The sequence below is a fragment of the Corallococcus macrosporus genome, assembly GCF_017302985.1.
In the GTDB taxonomy this organism is placed as follows: Bacteria; Myxococcota; Myxococcia; order Myxococcales; family Myxococcaceae; genus Corallococcus; species Corallococcus macrosporus_A.
The window spans coordinates 2,184,694-2,201,806 of the sequence record NZ_JAFIMU010000007.1 but is presented as its reverse complement, the minus strand read 5'-3'; the positions used below and the strand labels follow the sequence as shown (position 1 = coordinate 2,201,806).

At 69.6% G+C, this 17,113-nt stretch carries 13 protein-coding genes; 11 read left to right on the top strand and 2 right to left on the bottom strand.

The genetic code is table 11. The features are described from left to right. Positions 1 to 247: 247 nt before the first annotated feature. The 10 genes from JYK02_RS21405 (at position 248) to JYK02_RS21360 (ending at position 12,375) form a co-directional block, all read left to right on the top strand. On the top strand, positions 248 to 688 hold the full coding sequence (locus JYK02_RS21405; RefSeq protein WP_207053612.1) for a hypothetical protein: 441 nt from the start codon (positions 248 to 250) through the stop codon (positions 686 to 688). Positions 689 to 889: 201 nt separating this feature from the next. Then, entirely contained in the window at positions 890 to 2,374 is a 1,485-nt protein-coding gene (mmsA, locus tag JYK02_RS21400; RefSeq protein ID WP_207053610.1) for a CoA-acylating methylmalonate-semialdehyde dehydrogenase, read from the top strand. Between the two features lie 66 nt (positions 2,375 to 2,440). After that, a complete protein-coding gene (locus JYK02_RS21395) occupies positions 2,441 to 3,694 on the top strand; it encodes a GTP cyclohydrolase II (RefSeq protein WP_207053608.1) in 1,254 nt (417 codons plus the stop codon). Beyond that, a complete protein-coding gene (locus JYK02_RS21390; protein ID WP_207053606.1) occupies positions 3,687 to 4,895 on the top strand; it encodes a URC4/urg3 family protein in 1,209 nt (402 codons plus the stop codon). The genes JYK02_RS21395 and JYK02_RS21390 overlap by 8 nt, the downstream gene beginning before the upstream one ends. A 21-nt stretch (positions 4,896 to 4,916) precedes the next feature. After that, on the top strand, positions 4,917 to 5,552 hold the full coding sequence (gene upp / locus JYK02_RS21385) for a uracil phosphoribosyltransferase (protein ID WP_207053605.1): 636 nt from the start codon (positions 4,917 to 4,919) through the stop codon (positions 5,550 to 5,552). Between the two features lie 64 nt (positions 5,553 to 5,616). Then, positions 5,617 to 6,378: a serine protease gene (locus JYK02_RS21380; RefSeq protein WP_207053603.1), complete on the top strand. Its 762-nt coding sequence runs from the start codon at positions 5,617 to 5,619 to the stop codon at positions 6,376 to 6,378. A 107-nt stretch (positions 6,379 to 6,485) separates the two neighbouring features. After that, positions 6,486 to 7,892: a hypothetical protein gene (locus tag JYK02_RS21375; RefSeq protein ID WP_207053601.1), complete on the top strand. Its 1,407-nt coding sequence runs from the start codon at positions 6,486 to 6,488 to the stop codon at positions 7,890 to 7,892. Positions 7,893 to 7,959: 67 nt separating this feature from the next. After that, entirely contained in the window at positions 7,960 to 8,718 is a 759-nt protein-coding gene (locus JYK02_RS21370) for a class I SAM-dependent methyltransferase (RefSeq protein ID WP_207053600.1), read from the top strand. Further along, positions 8,718 to 9,992, top strand: a complete 1,275-nt coding sequence (locus JYK02_RS21365) for a CapA family protein (protein WP_207053598.1) — start codon at positions 8,718 to 8,720, stop codon at positions 9,990 to 9,992. The genes JYK02_RS21370 and JYK02_RS21365 overlap by 1 nt, the downstream gene beginning before the upstream one ends. Before the next feature lie 79 nt (positions 9,993 to 10,071). Continuing rightward, positions 10,072 to 12,375 carry a membrane dipeptidase gene (locus JYK02_RS21360; RefSeq protein WP_207053596.1) on the top strand — a complete coding sequence of 768 codons (2,304 nt, stop codon included), beginning with the start codon at positions 10,072 to 10,074 and terminating at the stop codon, positions 12,373 to 12,375. 20 nt (positions 12,376 to 12,395) lie between these two features. On the opposite strand, the gene JYK02_RS21355 is transcribed toward JYK02_RS21360, so the two are convergent. Continuing rightward, positions 12,396 to 14,105 (bottom strand): hypothetical protein, encoded by a 1,710-nt coding sequence (locus tag JYK02_RS21355; RefSeq protein ID WP_207053594.1) that lies wholly within the window; start codon positions 14,103 to 14,105, stop codon positions 12,396 to 12,398. Positions 14,106 to 14,215: 110 nt separating this feature from the next. Then, complete coding sequence (locus tag JYK02_RS21350; RefSeq protein ID WP_207053592.1) at positions 14,216 to 15,517, bottom strand: chloride channel protein; 1,302 nt, start codon at positions 15,515 to 15,517, stop codon at positions 14,216 to 14,218. A 220-nt stretch (positions 15,518 to 15,737) separates the two neighbouring features. Between JYK02_RS21350 and JYK02_RS21345 the strand changes: the two genes are divergently transcribed. Then, positions 15,738 to 16,823 (top strand): SGNH/GDSL hydrolase family protein, encoded by a 1,086-nt coding sequence (locus tag JYK02_RS21345; RefSeq protein ID WP_207053590.1) that lies wholly within the window; start codon positions 15,738 to 15,740, stop codon positions 16,821 to 16,823. Positions 16,824 to 17,113: the final 290 nt, after the last annotated feature.

Here is a 17,113-nt window from a genome sequence, read left to right as displayed (position 1 = left end):
GGCGGGGGGTGCGCGAATCACCCCGGGCTCCGGTGGATCCGCGCTTGAAATGGATACGGAGCGGGGCCACCCGGCTGGTCGTCGGATCCGGCGGGGACGCGGACACCGGCGGTGCGGTCCGCCGCTTTCTCGTCGTCTCACCAGACAGTGAAAACGCGCGAAACCCCCTGGGTTTCGTGTGTCAGGGGCGTGCCGTCACGGTGGGAAAGGTGCGGACGCCCCGGTCCGGGCTTACCCTCCAGGGCCCATGTCCCTCCGCAAGGACTTCATCGAGCGAGCTGTCGAGCAGTTCGCCGCCGCCATCGCCAGCATCCTCAAGGCCCGGAAGGAGAAGCGGTACGCGGACGCGCGCAACCACCTCCGCGACACCGCCCTCACCGTGCTGGGCATGGAGTACGGCGCACTCGTCCTCGCGGACGCCGAGTCCACCTCGCGCCTGCTCGGCACCGCCGCGCGCACGCGCATGCTCGCGAAGCTGGTGCGTGAGGACGGCGAGCTGATGCGCGAGCAGGGCGACCCCCTCACCGCCGACTCACGCTTCCTGCTGTCGCTGGAGCTGTACCTGGAGGCCATCTCCCTGGGCCTCAACCCGGACACCGAGGACGCCACCGCCATCGCGGAGCTGCGCGCCGTCACCGACCCCGCCGCGCTGTCGGAGCGGCACCAGCGGATGCTCTCCCAGGCCTGACGAAGCGCGGCGCGCACGTTCGCGCACCCGGGCGTGGCAATCCCTGCCGTGTGCATCGGTCGGGTTTGCGACACAGCAACATGGGGAGATCCATCGCTTCCGATCAAGCAATGACACGGTGACGCCCCCCGCCTTGCCCTGGCTTCTGGGTTTGCGTCTATCCTTGCCGCCCATTTGTCACGCAACACCGGGGGGGTGCGCGTGTCCTTTGTTCGGTTTCCCGAGAGCGTTGTCTCTTGTCGCAACCTCGTGGGCGGAGAGTGGGTCTCTCCGGCTGGAGCGTCCGCGCAGGAGGTCCGCAGTCCCTACACAGGAGCGCTCATCGGCCGCGTGCCGCTGACGGCCGCCTCCGGTGTCGCCCAGGCGGTGGAAGCCGCCAAGGCCGCCGCGCAGGGCTGGCGAGTCACCCCGCTGCGAGAGCGCACCCAATTCCTGCAACGCTTCCGCACGCTGCTGGAGTCACAGCTGGAAAGGCTCGCGCACCTGGCCGCCAGTGAATCCGGCAAGACGGTGGCGGAGGGCCGTGCGGGATTGCTCAAGGGGCTGGAGGTCTGTGATTTCGCCCTGTCGCTCCAGAACCTCGACAGCGGCGCGCACCTGGAGGTGAGCCGCGGTGTCACCTGTGAATACCGCCGCGAGCCCCTGGGCGTCGTCGCCGGCATCACCCCGTTCAACTTCCCCGCGATGGTGCCCCTGTGGCTCTTCCCCATCGCCGTCACGGTGGGCAACGCCTTCATCCTCAAGCCGTCGGAGAAGGTGCCGCTCACCGCGACCGCGCTGGGAGAGCTGATGGTGGAGGCGGGCTATCCGCCCGGCGTCTTCTCCGTCGTGCACGGCGCGAAGCCCGCGGTGGACGCGCTGCTGGAGCACCCGGACGTGAAGGCCCTGGCCTTCGTCGGTTCGTCTCCCGTCGCGCGGCACGTCTACGTGGAGGGCAGCCGCCACGGCAAGCGCGTGCTGGCGCTGGGCGGCGCGAAGAACCACCTCATCGTCGTGCCGGACGCGGATCCGGACCTCACGCCGCAGGCGGTGGTGGACTCGTTCACCGGCTGCGCGGGCCAGCGCTGCATGGCGGCCAGCGTGATGCTCGCGGTGGGGGACGTACAGCCGCTGGTGGATGAAATCGTCCGGCGTGCCTCGCGGCTGGAGGTCGGTCCGGGCATGGGCGCGCTCATCGACCGGGGCGCGGTGGACCGGCTGGAGACGGCCATCGCCAAGGCCCAGGCGGACGGCGCGCGCGTGCTGTTGGACGGGCGCGGCAAGCGGCCCTCGGGCGAGGCGTACGCGAACGGCCACTGGCTGGGGCCCACGGTGCTGGACGGCGTGCGGCCGGAGATGGAGGCCGCGCGGCGGGAGCTGTTCGGCCCGGTCCTGTCCATCGTGCGGGTGCCCACGCTGTCGGCGGCGCTCGCGGTGGAGAACGCGTCGCCCTATGGCAACGCGGCGTCCATCTTCACCACCAACGGCGCGGTGGCGCAGACGGTGGTGGAGGGCGCCAGGGCCGGCATGGTGGGCGTGAACGTCGGCGTGCCGGTACCTCGCGAACCGTTCTCCTTCGGCGGCACGGGCGAGTCGAAGTTCGGCCACGGGGACGTCACCGGACCGTCGAGCCTCGACTTCTGGAGCCAGCTCAAGAAGGTGACGCGCAAGTGGTCCGCTCGCACCGACGGCTCGTGGATGAGCTGACGCAGGCGCTTCGCCCCATTCCCAGACGTCTGTCCTTTCTTCGCGCCCCCCAAGGAGGGTGCACCCATGGCTGACAAGAAGCCGGTCAATCACATTCGCCTCACCTCCCATCCCGATGGCCAGACGCCCGGAGTCCCCCTGCGCTGGGGCGAAGGGGAGCCGCTGCGCCGGGGCCCGGTGGTGGCCACGCTCTCCGACGCCGCGAACCGCAACGTCATCGGCACGCACTCGGGCGCGTACTCCATCTACCGCGCGCTGGCGGTGTCCGCGGGCAAGCTGCCGCAGGACCACAAGGCGGACCTGACCAACACCTCGCCCGCGGCGCAGGTGGGCCCGTACCCGTCGTGGAGCGACCCCAAGCGCATCGTGTCGTTGGACCCATGGGGCGCGGTGGCGTCGCAGGTGTTCCGCGCCTACGCCGAGCAGGGCGTGGACTACCGGCCCACCATCGCCGTCACCCGCGCCCACATCAACATGCCGGAGGTGCGCGAGGCCATCGCCGCCGGGCGCCTCAAGGCGGACGGCGACCTGGTGGCGGCCAACGGGGACGTGAAGGTCGTGAAGGCCGCGGTGGAGCCCGTCTGGTACCTGCCCGGCATCGCCGAGCGCTTCGGCCTCACGGAGGGCGCGCTGCGCCGCGGCCTCTTCGAGCACACCGGCGGCATGTACCCGGAGCTCATCACCCGCCCGGACCTGCACGTCTTCCTGCCGCCCATCGGCGGGCTGACGCTGTATGTGTTTGGCAACATCGCCTCGCTGGCGGACCGGGACGTGCCGCTGGCGGCGCGGGTGCATGACGAGTGCAACGGCTCGGACGTCTTCGGCAGCGACATCTGCACCTGCCGGCCCTACCTCGTCCACGGCATCGAGGAGGGCGTGCGCACGGCGCAGCAGGGCGGCGTGGGGCTCATCGTCTACCACCGCAAGGAGGGCCGCGCGCTGGGCGAGGTGACCAAGTTCCTCGTCTACAACGCGCGCAAGCGCCAGGAGGGCGGCGACTCCGCGGCCACGTACTTCCACCGCACGGAGTGCGTGGCGGGCGTGCAGGACATGCGCTTCCAGGAGCTGATGCCGGACGTGCTGCACTGGCTGGGCATCACGCGCATCCACCGCTTCATCTCCATGAGCGACATGAAGCACGACGCCATCGTGCGCTCGGGTATCGAGATTCTCGAACGGGTGCCCATCCCGGACGGGCTGATTCCCGCGGACGCGAAGGTGGAGATGGAGGCGAAGAAGGCGGCGGGCTACTTCACGCGCGGCCCGGTGGCGGACGCGGGAGCGCTGGCGCAGGTGAAGGGGAGGGACCTCGATGCTTGACGCGATCCGGGTGCAGGAGGTGTCCCCCACGGTGGCCTGGCTGCGCAGCCCGGCGGCCATCCGCGAGCGCTGTCACCAGGTGCTGGACCTGGGGCTCGCCGGACGGCTGGAGTACTTCCGGGTGGAGCCCTCGCGGCTGCCCACGGTGGTGGACCGGGTGCTGGCGGTGACGCACGAGGCGTACCCCCGGCTGGACATCCCGGTGCACAGCCGCTGGCGGCACTTCGACGCGGGAGGGGTGCCCCGGCTCGCGCAGCTGGAGGCGCGGCTGGCCTCGCTGCCGCCCGAGGAGCGCGCGCGCGCCAAGGTGGACCTGGGCGTGGTGAGCGTGCTGCTGGACGCGGGCAGCGGCCCCACGTGGCGCTACCAGGAGCCCGGGGGCGCCTCGTACGTGCGCTCGGAGGGACTGGCCGTCGCGTCGCTGCGCATGTTCATGGCGGGCGGCTTCTCGTCGGACCCGGACCGGCCGCTGCGCGCGGACGCGGAGGCGCTGAGCCGGATGACGCGCGAGCAACTGGAGCGCGGCTTCCAGGTGTCGGAGGCCAATCCGCTGCTGGGCGTGGAGGGCCGGCTGCACCTCTTGCAGGGCCTGTCGCGCGTGCTGCCCCGGCCGGGCTCCATGTTCGACATGCTGGCCGCGCACCGCCGCAGCGTGCGGGCCACGGAGGTGCTGGGCACGGTGCTGGACGTGCTGGGCCCCATCTGGCCAGGGCGCACCACGGTGGACGGCGTCAACCTGGGGGACGTGTGGCCGCATCCGGCCCTGGGCCCGCCGGGCAGCGCGGACGCGCTGGTGCCCTTCCACAAGTTGTCCCAGTGGCTGGCGTACTCGCTGGTGGAGCCATTGGCGGAAGCGGGCGTGACGGTGACGGAGCTGGACGCGCTCACCGGCCTGCCGGAGTACCGCAACGGCGGCCTCTTCGTGGACCTGGGCGTGCTGGTGCCGCAGGACCCCCGCCTGACGATGGAGGTGTATGCCCCGGGCGACGCGCCCATCGTGGAGTGGCGCGCGCTGACGGTGGCGCTGCTGGACCGCGTGGCCGCGCTGGTGCGCGGGCGTCTGGAATTGACCCCGGAGGAGCTGCCGCTGGCGAAGGTGCTCCAGGGCGGGACGTGGACGGCGGGGCGCCGGGTGGCGGCGGAGCTGCGCCCCGGTGGCGTGCCGCCCATCCGCATCCGCAGTGACGGCACGGTGTTCTGAAAATCCAATCAAGGAGGACGCATGGACTTCCCGAACTGCACGGTGGTGGATCACCCGCTGGTGAAGCACAAGCTGACGGTGATGCGCAGGACGGACACGAGCACGGCGGCCTTCCGGGCGCTGCTGGAGGAGATCTCCCTCCTGCTCGGGTACGAGGCGCTGCGCGACCTGAAGCTGCGCGAGGAGGAGATTGAGACGCCCATGGCGCGCACCACCGGCTGGGCGCTGGACGGCAAGAAGCTGGTGCTGGTGCCCATCCTGAGAGCGGGGCAGGGCATCCTGGACGGCCTGCTCCAGCTCGTCCCCTCCGCGCGCGTGGGCCACATCGGCCTGTACCGCGACCCGGAGTCACTGGGCGCGGTGGAGTACTACTACCGCGTGCCCGCGAACCTGGAGGACCGCGACGTCATCGTCTGCGACCCCATGCTCGCGACGGGCAACTCCGCGGTGGCGGCGCTCCAGCGCGTGAAGCGAAGCCGCCCGGGCTCGCTGCGCTTCGTGTGTCTGCTCGCGTGTCCGGAGGGCCTGATGAACCTGCGCGAACATCACCCCGACGTGCGCGTCTTCACCGCCGCCATCGACGACAAGCTGGACTCCCACGGCTACATCCTCCCCGGCCTGGGCGACGCCGGAGACCGCCTCTTCGGTACGAAGTAGGCTGGCTGATTAATCTCGTTTTGCAAGATTGACGGTGAGACGTGAATCCTTCATGTCTCACCGCATGAAGACACCACGTCTCGCATCAGCGCTGATGACCCTGGGGCTCCTCGCCTGCGGTGGGGACCCGCTGCTCGCCACCCAGGAGCAGGACATCACCGGAGGGAGCCTCGCCGCCCGGTACGAGCTGCCCCATCAGGTGCGCCTCCATGTCTCGGGCGCGTTCACCTGCGGAGGCACGCTCATCCGCGCTGGCTGGGTGGTGACCGCGGCCCACTGCGTCCAGGGCGTCACGGCCGCGTCCATGCGCATCTACGCGGGGGACCTGCGGCTGGGCTCGGTGGAGGCGGACGAGCAATACCGCGCGGTATCGCGCAAGGTGATGCACCCGTCCTACAGCGGATCGGTCCACGACGTGGCGCTGCTCCAGCTCGCGCAGCCCTTCAACCTGTCCCAGGCCATCCAGCCGCTGACGCTGCCGGACGCGCCCGCGCCCGTGGGCGCCACGTACACGGCGAGCGGCTGGGGCCGCACGCAGACCGGCCCCACCTCGGATGGCCTCAAGCGCGTGAGCCTGAGCGTCACCTCCGCGGCCACCTGCCGGGACCTGGTGGGCAGCGACTACGTCAGCGGCGCTGAGCTGTGCACGGCGCCGCGAGCCACCGCGAACGTCTGCACCAAGGACGACGGCGGACCCCTGGCCTTCAACGGCACGCTGTATGGGATTACGAGCGGCTTCGGCTCCAGCCAGTGCGACACGTTCTCCGTGTTCACCAACGTGGCCACGTACACGCCGTGGATCCGCTCCGTCATCAACGCGACGTGATGCATTGAGCCAACGCGGTTTCACGCCTTGGCTCTTGAGAACCGGGAAAGACGGATTTAAACGTTGAACGGTCTAAACGTTTTTGTCCTTTTCCCGGGAGTCCAGGCATGCGCGCGTCGTGGCGGTCCACCCTGATGGCGGTGATGTTGGGCGCGGTCTTCGCGGAGGGCGTGGAGGCGGCGGAACCCGAAGCGCAACGCTGGACGGAGAACCTTTCCACCGGAACGGGCACGTCGGAGCTCGTGGGCACGCGTGAAGGGCTGCGCTACGAACCCAACGCCGTGATGCGCCGTCCGGAAGGCCTGAGCCGGCTCACAGGCCTCTTCGAGTTCCCATCACACACGCTCGGCCAGCCCGTGGACACCTTCCGTCCGCGCGTCCAGGCAGCGGTGGGCCTGGGGCAGGGCGTCGAAGTGGACGTGCGAGTCCGCGTCCCCGGAGGCGCCTGGAGCGAGTGGCGCACCGCCACGGGAGACGAAGCCGTGCGCCTGCCGCGCTCGGGCACGGAGGTGCAGGTGCGCCTGGCGCTCATCGCGGACGAGCGTGGCCGCGGCCCGGCGGTGCAGGGCGTGGAGCTGGAGGCCTGGCGTGAAGGCACCGGCACGGAGGAAGCCCTCCAGACGCTCGCGCCGCTGACCTACCGCGTCTACGCCACCCGTGAGGGCCTGGTGGGCGGCACGACGGCGAACGGCCACGTCATCAAGAGCAACGACCGCTTCGTGGCGCTGCCGTCGCGCCGAGGGCTCGCGTCGAACGGGGGCAGCGAGTACCAGGTGCGCGTCTGCTATTCGAAGACGGCGAAGTGCGCGACGACGTCCGTCTGGGACGTGGGCCCGTGGAACACGAAGGACGACTACTGGAACCCGTCCAGCGTGCGCGAGATGTGGAAGACGCTGCCGCAGGGCAAGCCGGAGGCGCAGGCGGCGTACCAGGACAACTTCAACGGCGGGTTGGACCAGTTCGGCCGCCGGCCGTCGAACCCCGCGGGCATCGACATCGCGGACGGGACGTTCTGGCTGGACCTGGGCATGTCGAACAACGACTGGGTGGACGTGACGTACCTGTGGACGTCCGGCGGCGGCTCGACGACGGGGCTGGTCATCGACAGCAACAACGCGAACAACGACCAGACCAAGGGCTACATCCAGCTGACGGGCACGAGCTGGGCGTCCTCCACGAACGTGGCGGGCTACTACGGCACCAGCTACCTCGTGTCTCCGGGCGCGGCGGTGTCGGAGCCGGCGACGTTCTGGTTCTACCTCTCCGCGGCGGGCACGAAGACGGTGGACGCGTGGTGGACGGCCGCGAGCGACCGCTCCACGGCCGCGCCCTTCATCGTCACGAACGCATCCGGCACGCAGTTGGCGAACGTGAAGGTGAACCAGACGCTCAACGGCGCCCGGTGGAACACGCTGGGCACGTGGAGCTTCCCGGCGGGCTGGAACAAGGTGCAGCTGAGCCGCTGGGTGACGGCGGGGACCTACGTGGTCGCGGACGCCATCCAGGTCCGTTAGGCCTCATGGACGCACGGGTTGTCCGGGCGGTAGAACGGTGGACCGTCTCCTCCGAGGAAGCCCCAGCATGGCGTCGTTGCGCACCGTGATTCCGCCCCCCGTGGAGGAGCCCCAGCTCTACACAGACCTCGCCTCCTGGTGGCCGCTGTTCTCGCCACCGGAGGAGTACGTCGAGGAGGCGGAGGACCTGCTCCCCATGCTGCGTCCGGAGGAGGGCCCCGCGCGCACGCTGCTGGAGCTGGGGTCGGGTGGTGGAAGCCTGGCCTTCCACCTGAAGAAGCACTTCACGCTGACGCTGACGGACCGCTCGCCGGAGATGGTCGCGGTGAGCCGCGCCGTGAATCCGGAGTGCGAGCACCGCGTGGGGGACATGACGTCCCTGCGGCTGGGGCGCACGTTCGACCGGGTGATGGTCCACGACGCCATCATGTACGCGGTGGACCGGGACGCGGCCCGGGCCACGGTCCGCACGGCCGCCGCGCATTGCCGCACGGGAGGCAGCGTGGTGCTCCTGCCGGACTGCGTGCGGGAGACCTTCGAGCCCCTCACCGAGTCCGGAGGCCACGACGCCCCGGACGGGCGCGGCATGCGCTACCTCATGTGGACGTGGGATCCGGATCCGGACGACGAGACGTTCGAGACGGCGTTCGCGTACCTGCTGAGGGAAGCGGACGGAACGGTGAGCATGTCGCAGGAGCGCCACCGCTTCGGCCTGTTCCGCCGTGACGACTGGCTCGAGTGGATGCGCGAGGCCGGCATCCCCGCGACGACACGGCGGGACCCGTGGAATCGCGAAGTGTTCATCGGGGTCCGGGAGCCGGAGTGATGCGAGGGTGGGGGGCCCTGCTGCTGTTCATCCCGTTCGTGGGGATGGCCGCGCCGGCGCGCGTGGAGCTCGTCTTTGGCGGAGACGTGATTCCACACGGCGAGGTGAAGTCGGTGGCGAAGGCGCACGCGCGAAGCGGAAACCACGAAGGCTGGGACCACGTCTTCGGGCCGCTGTCGGACGTGTTGCGCACGGCGGACGTGGGCGTGGTGAACCTGGAGACGCCGGTCACGGCCAACGCCAAGGCCTTCACGAAGGAGCTGGTCTTCAACGCGCCCCCGGCGATGGTGCAGTCCCTGGTCAGCGCCGGAGTGAAGGTGGTGTCCACGGGCAACAACCACGCAAGGGATCAGCACGTGGAAGGCCTGGTGGAGACGCTGGGCCACCTGGACGCGGCGGGACTGCGCCACACGGGAACAGGAACCACGAGGGACGCGGCCTGGGAGCCGGTGTTCATGGAGGTGCGGGGCGTGAAGCTGGGCTTCCTGTCCTTCACGAGGAGCCTGAACGGCTTCAGCAACCCGAAGGAAGCGGACGCGCCGCACGTGGCGCTGCTGCCCTATCCGGAGCACGCCTCACGAAGAGGCCTGAAGCCGGAGGAGGCGCTGGAGAAAGTGCGAGCCGCGGCAACGAAGTGTGACGCGCTGTTCGTGATGGGGCACTGGGGACGTGAGTACACGGAAGCGCCGAACCCCATGGACCGAGCACTGGGGCAGTCCTTCCTGGAGGCCGGAGCCTTCGCGGTCATCGGTCACCATCCGCACGTGCTCCAGCCGCTGGAGGCCTACACGACGAAGTCCGGCCGCCGGGGGTTCATCGCGTACTCGCTGGGCAACCTCGTGGCGAACCAGGCGCGTTTCTACCGGCACGTGAAGGGGCAACTGGGGAAGGACGGAGACAAGAGGGACAGCCTGCTCCTCAGAGTCGGAGTGACCCGGGCGGAGCCCGGAGCCCCGGTGTCGCTGGCGGACGTCTCCATCCTGCCGGTCTGGATTGAGAACAACGCCCAGGGCCGCAAGGCCAAGGCCAAACGGAACATCCAACCGGTGCTCATCGACCGTGAGATCGAAGAGGTCTCCAGGAGGTTGGCCACCCTGACCCAGCGCACCACGAACCCAGACAAGGCCACCCGAGCGGAGAAGGCCGCCCTGGAGCAGCGCCTGACCACCGCCCGCTACCGCCGGGAACGCATCCTGCGAATGCTGCCCACGGAGTTCCAGGTGGCCACCCCGGAGCTGAGGCGAAGGGCTCTGACGGCTCAAACCGTGCCTTGAACACACTCTGGGACGCCGCGTCTTGCACGCGGTGTCCGAGCTGAAGCATGTGAACGCTCCCCCTCATCCCGGAGCGTTCGTGTCCCATCCCCTCCCATGGTTCCGCTGGAGTCCCCTGGCCCTGACGCTGGCGGCCTCGCTGTCCTGTGCCCCCACGGAAGACCTGGAGCCTCCACCGCGGCCCGCCACCCAGAAGCAGGGCGTGGACGTGCCCGGCTTCGCGGAGCTGCACCACCACATGTTCGCCGAGGAGGCCTTCGGCGGCGGCTGGTTCCACGGCGGCGTCAACGGCACGCTCGACACCTGTGACGGCGGCTGGCCGGAGAGTGACCACGCCCGCGTGCGCATGGACCTGAGCGGCCTGCTCAACTTGTGTCCCAACTCCGGAGGCGTGGACCTGAGCGGCGTGCCCGTCCTGTCGCAGCTCTTTGGCGTCGCGGGCGCGGTGGGCTCGGAGTTCATCGGGAAGATTGAGGGCACGGAAGGGGACACCGGCCTGCACATGGGCCGCCGTCAGCCCGGCACGGAGTGGCCCCGCTGGGACACCATCGCCCACCAGCAGTCCTGGGGCGGGTGGCTCAAGCAGGCGCACGACGGAGGCATGTCGCTGGTGGTGGTGTCCGCCGTGAGCAACGGCTTCCTCTGCGAAGCGCTGCCCCCGCAGAACCGCAAGCGCGCCTGCGACGAGATGATGGACGTGGAGGTCCAGCTCCAGATGGCCCACGCCTTCGACGCGGCCAATGACTGGGTGGAGATCGCCCTGTCGCCCGCGGACGCGCGGCGGATCATCTCGCAGGGTAGGCTCGCCATGGTCCTCTCCATCGAGACCAGCAAGCTCTTCGGCGCGAAGGACTGGCGGGCGGAGCTCAACCGCTTCCACACGCTGGGCGTGCGCACGCTCCAGCCCGTGCACCAGCTGGACAACCGCTTCGGCGGAGCGGCCCCGCACAACGCCATCTTCCAGGCCGCGCAGTTCCTGGAGAACTGCCACATCGACACGGACTGCGGCCTCACCGTCGGCGGCTTCACGCTCGGCTTCGACGTGGACGCTCAGTGCCGCAACGTGAAGGGGCTCACCGCGGACGGCCAGCAACTGCTCCAGGCGATGATGGACAAGGGCATGCTCATCGACCTGGCCCACCTGTCGGAGAAGGGCGTGCGCGACGCCTACGCCGTCTCCCAGGCGAACCGCTACTACCCGCTCTTCATCAGCCACGGCCACTTCCGCGAGGTGATGAACGGCAAGCTCGCCGGGAACGAGAAGACCACCCCCGCCTGGGTGGTGCAGCTGCTGCGCCGCACGGGCGGCATGTTCGGCCTGCGCACCGCGCACGACGAGACGCGCACGTACACGCCCGCGAACATCGCCAATGACTGCCAGGGCTCCAGCCGCTCCTTCGCCCAGGCCTACGAGTTCGGCCGTCAGGGCCTCAAGGTCCCCATGGCCTTCGGCGCGGACTTCAACGGCTTCATCCAGCAGACGCGGCCGCGCTTTGGTCCCAACGGCGCATGCTCCGCGGGCTTCCAGGCGGAGGCGGACGCGCAGGCCCACCAGCAGGACCTCGAAGCCCCGGGCCGCCTGGGCACGCCGTTCGACGAACAGGGGCTCGCGCACGTGGGCCTGCTGCCCGACCTGCTCCAGGACGTGCGCAACCTGGGCGCGGACACCACGCCGCTGGACCGCTCGGCGGAGGTGTTCATCCGCATGTGGGAGCGCACCGCGAGCACCGCGCGCAACGGAAGCATGGCGGACCCCGCATTGGACATCGATACGAACGGCATCGCGCCGTGGGTGCCGCCGGACGAGCGTGAGAAGGCCTACCCCACCGTGTGCGGCAAGGCCTACGCGCCGGACTCCAAGACGCTGAACCAGCACTGCCGCTTCGACGACGAGTGCCAGAGCGAGCAGTGCACCTCCGTGCTCTGCGCCACCTTCGACGGCCGCTGCGTGTGCAACGACGACGGGGACTGCGGCGCGTCCCGCTACTGCCAGAAGGACACCCCGGGCAATCCCAGCGACAACGACTGCGTGGACCGCAAGACGGACGGCACGTCGTGCAGCCGCGACGGCCAGTGCCTCTCCGGCGCATGCGGAGGCTGCTTCGACGCGGTGGGCTGGTGCTACACGCCGCGCTCCAAGGCCTACGGTCAGACGTGCAAGTCGGACCGCGAGTGCACCACCGACCGCTGCAGCGCGGACTGCTACGTGAACCCCACCGGCAGCTGCCTGTGCGACAGCGACTCGCACTGCGGCGCGAACCAGTTCTGCGGGTGGGGCCTCAACTCCGGCAAGTGCATCAACAAGCGGAGCCGGGGCGCGGCGTGCTCCAGCGATCGCGAGTGCGCATCCGGCACCTGCCGCTGGTCGTTCACCTGCAAGTAGCCCGTCACGGGCGCGGGGCTTCAGAAGTCCTTGAAGCCCCCGCCCTTGCTCAGGGACTCGATCCGGCACGTCTGGCTGCCCCCGCTCACCCGGGGGCGCGGGGCGGGCCGGGCCGGCCGGCCGAACACGCGGTCCGTCATGCTCTGGTGGCGCTGGGACTCGGACGGCCACGTCACGCCGAACACCGTCTCCCATTCCTTCTGGATGCGCTTCGCGGCGGTCTCGAACTCCAGCGAGATGGCCTCGCTGCGCTCGAGCGCCTGTTCAATCCGGCTCACCATGGAGGACTGGAAGCCATTGGTGTTGCCGGGCTGGACGCGCACCCACAGCAGGAAGTCGGTGATCATGTTGGCGAACGTGGGCGTCATGTCGTACCGCGCCGCCAGGAACGCGGCGATGTCGTCCGGCATGGCCGCGAAGTAGTTGAGGTGCAGGTCCGTCTTCCTGCCTCTCGCGTCCGAGTACATCTCCACGTGCGCGTTGTACGCCTTCATCACGGCGCGGATGCCGCCAATCTGGCGCACGTCCAGGACCGCGCCCACCTGGTGGTAGACGCCGTACTTCAGCCGCCGGATGTACCTGCTCGTCGTCGGCAGCGCCGCGATGGACGCCGCGCCCAGGATGTCGACGTAGCCGCCCGCGGGGTTGCGCTTGCGCAGGCCGAGGATGCCGTCATAGCGCTCCGTGGGAGACCGGGGCTGGTAGAGCACGAAGTTGCGGTCGGCGATGGGCTCGAAGTCCGTGTCCTGGATGGGCGTGCTGACGAGCCCGCTGTCCGCGAGCAGCTTCTGCACGCCGGTGGGGCCCACGCGCGCATCCTGTCCCAGCGCGTACACGTAGAAGTCCGCGTCGAAGGCCATGTTGTTCTGTGCCGGGAACGCGCCCTCGGCGGGCTGCTTCACGGAGTTGACGCGAACCCCCAGCCGCCCGCCCTTGTTCATCACGATGATGCCCGTCACGTCCGTGTAGTAGTAGTTGGCGTCTCCCAGCCGCCCACCGCTCGCCAGCAGGTCCACGAGCGTCAGCGGCGTGTCCGGAAGCACCTGCGCTCCGCCACGGGTGAGCCACACCACGTTCATCCCGTAGTTGAAGGACTGCTGCACCGCATCGATGGCGGCGTTGCCTCCATGGACGACGACCGTCTTGCCCTCCAGCGACTCATGGTTGGGGCCAAACCCATACGGCACCATCCGCATGTACGCATCGAGCGAGAACACCCGCGGGTTGTTCTCCGGCCGGGGCCAGATGTGGATGCCGTCCTCCGCCGTGGGGACGCGCTCGGCGCCGTTGCCCATCATGAGGAGGACCTTGTTCACCCGCAGGGTGCGCTCCTCCGTTCCACCCTCCCGTCTGGCGACGACGCCCGACACCTGGTAGCCCCCGGTGGGCAGCGCCTCCAGCTTCCGGACCCATCCCACGAGGAAGGTGAGCCCGCGCTGGGTGCGCGCCTGGGAGAGGATCTCACTCTGCTCGGCGTAGAAGTCCTCGCGCCGCATCAGCGCGGTGGAGTGCACGCGCTGGTTCTTCACGCTGTTGATCCACGCGCTCTGACCCAGCGAGTAATCGCGCCCACGGCCGAAGCGCTCGGACTCCACCGGATGGGTCATCCACGGGTTCAGGCTGGTCCAGACGACGTGGTCCCGCAGGTCCGGCCGGGCGTTGTACGTGTGCAGGTAGAACGTCGCGCTCGGTCCCTGCCCGACGACGCAGACGTCGAAGTCCATTGGCATTGGCCCTCCCGGGGCATGCGGCGGGAGAGGCCCCAAAGCAAGGACCATTCCCCGTCCCACCGGCCCGGTGGACCCGCGCGAGCCTCAGGACCCGCGTCTGCCCGGAACGCCTATGCGTCCCCCGGGGACGCCGGAGGCGCGGGTGGCTTCGGAGGCGCCACGTGCAGGTCGCGCAGCGCCACCACGCGGTCCAGCAGCGGCCCACCCAGCTTCCTCCGAGCGATGCGCTGGGACGGATAGATGCCCCGGTGTCCGGTGAGCAGGTACGCCACCGTGGCGACGATGGCCACGTGGGGAAGCACGGAAGCGCCCACCAACTCCACCGCCATCAGCGACAGCGCGAGCGGCGTATTGGCCGCCGCGGCGAACAGCGCCGCCATGCCCACCGCCGCGCCCAGGTCCACCGGCAGCCCCAGGAGCCGCGCGAGGACATTGCCCAGCGCCGAGCCAATGAAGAACAGCGGCGTCACCTCGCCGCCCAGGAACCCCGCGCCCAGCGTCACCACCGTGAAGACGAGCTTCCACGCGAACGCACCCCACGGCAGCGACGCGTCCTCGAACGCGCGCAGGATGCCGGGCACGCCCAGGCCCAGGTAGTCACTGGTGCCCGCGAGCTTCCAGAGCCCCACCACACCCAGGCCGCCCAGCGCCATGCGCACGGGCAGCCAGGGCACGCGGCGCTCCAGGACCCGCTTCAGCCCATGCGTGCCCTCGATGAAGGCCACCGCCACGCCCGCGATGCCCACCGCGAACACCAGCCACCGGCCCAGCACGGGCAGCGTCAGGGCCAGCACCTCGGGCGACGGATACGCCGTGTGGTGGATGCCCAGCCCCCGGGTCACCAGGTCGCCCACGACGGCCGCGGTGAGCGCGGGCAGGAGCGCCTCGTAGCCCAGGCGGCCCACGCACACGACCTCCAGCCCGAACACCGTGCCCGCCAGCGGCGTGCCGAACACCGAACCGAAGCCGCCCGCGATGCCCGCCGCCAGCAGCTCGCGCCGCGTGTCCGGCGTCACGCGGAAGCGCCAGGCAATCTGGTCCGCCAGGCTCGCGCCCATCTGCACCGCGGTGCCCTCGCGCCCCGCGCTCCCGCCGAACAGGTGCGTGAGCACCGTGCCCAGCAGCACCATGGGCGCCATGCGCAGGGGAATCACCGCGTCCCCGGCATGCACCGTGTCCAGCACCAGGTTGTTGCCGCCCCGGATGGACGCGCCCCACCGGCCATACACCGCGCCCAGGACGAGCCCCGCCACGGGCAGCGCGTACACCAGCGACTCATGCGCCAGCCGGAACTCCGTGGCCGCCTCCAGCAGCGCCAGGAACACCGCGGACGCCACGCCGCACACGCCTCCCACGATGGCGCCCAGCAGCAGCCACTGCCCCAGCGCTCGAGCACTCCGGGAGAGGTTCATGGCCGCGCACTGTAGCCGTGAAACAACGCGTCAATCTGAAGCGTCGCGTCAGCGGAAGGCACACCGTTCTGACGCGTCGTGGCGGAATTCATGTTCAACAGGGAATACATCTTGCGGGGTTAATTCTGGTCTGAGGAGTGATTCCAGAGTCAAACCCGTGTACCGTGCGCGGCCTCTCCCCATTGCCGGGGCGGGAACCCCTACCTCTTCAGGAGCCGGTATGTCCGTTCGTCGCAGCGGGCTGTCCCTCGCCGCCGTCCTCGCCGCCACCACCCTCAGTGGCACCGCGATGGCCAGCACCATCAACCAGAACACGTCGTGGACCATCAACCGCTCGGCGTCGCAGACGTACCGGGTGGTGGCCTACGGCGACTCCATCTTCGCCGGCTACAACGGCGGCATCGGCAGCGTCGCGCGTCGCGCGGCCCCGGTGGTGGAGGGCGAGTACGCGGCGAAGAAGTGGGGCACGAACGTGGAGGTCATCCGCCGCACGAAGTCCGGTGCGAAGGCGGACGACATCTACAACAACAAGATCGTCTCCGAGCGCTCGTACATGCAGGACGCCCGGACGCGCGTCGTGATGTTCGAGATGTGTGGCAACGACTACCTGCAGGCGCGCAGCGCGTTCACGGACCAGACCGGCACGTGCAACTACAGCGGCCTGCAGAACGCGCTGACGACCTGCACCACGTACATGGAACGTGCGATGCAGACCATCAACCAGTACGCGACCACCGCGAAGGTGAAGGTCATCTCGAACATCTATTACCCCGGCTATGACGCGGACAACGTGCTGACGGCCTGCACGGACGCGACGACGGGCCAGAAGGTGAACAAGCAGCAGTACTTCCTACCGCTGCTGGCGCGCAGCAACTGGCGCGCCTGCAACCTGGCGGCGAAGTACGGCTTCAAGTGCGCGGACGCCTTCGCGGAGATGATGGCGTCGGACTACGACCGCAACGGCGACGGCCAGGTGGATTCCGCGGCCATCGCGTACCGCGCCGGTGAGACCGAGGACGCCTACGTGCAGCGCATCAGCGTCACCCTGCGCGGCACGCTGCGCGACGCGAACGGCCACCTGGCGAACAGCAGCACCAGCTACGACTACATCCAGTCGGACAACACGCACCCGACGTACACGGGCTCCACCATCAGCGTGAACATCTTCTCCGGCTCCGGCTCCGGCTCGGCGGCGCCGACCTACACCGACGGCCAGGTCGTCGACGGCAAGAACCCGGACTGGAACAAGTTCGGCCACGAGCGCATGGGCTGGAGCATCTCCACGTTCGACCCTGCGACGCCGTGAGCTGAAGCGGCATCCGCAGCACCAGGGCCTCCGACCCATGAAAGGGTCGGGGGCCTTGTCACAGGTGGAGCATGGGGGCGCTCGGGCCCACGGCCTGCTGCTCGTCCGACCTGCGGGCCCTTTTTCGTTCGAGGACGAATGATCAGCCCCCATGCAACGAGGGTTTGACGTCGTCGAACCGAAGCGTTAGACACTGCACCCCCGCGCAACGAACCGCTGGCCCCCGGGCCTCGGACCGTGAGCGGGGGAAGAAAAGGATCGATGAAGGTTGTTGATCCTGAACGCGGTGA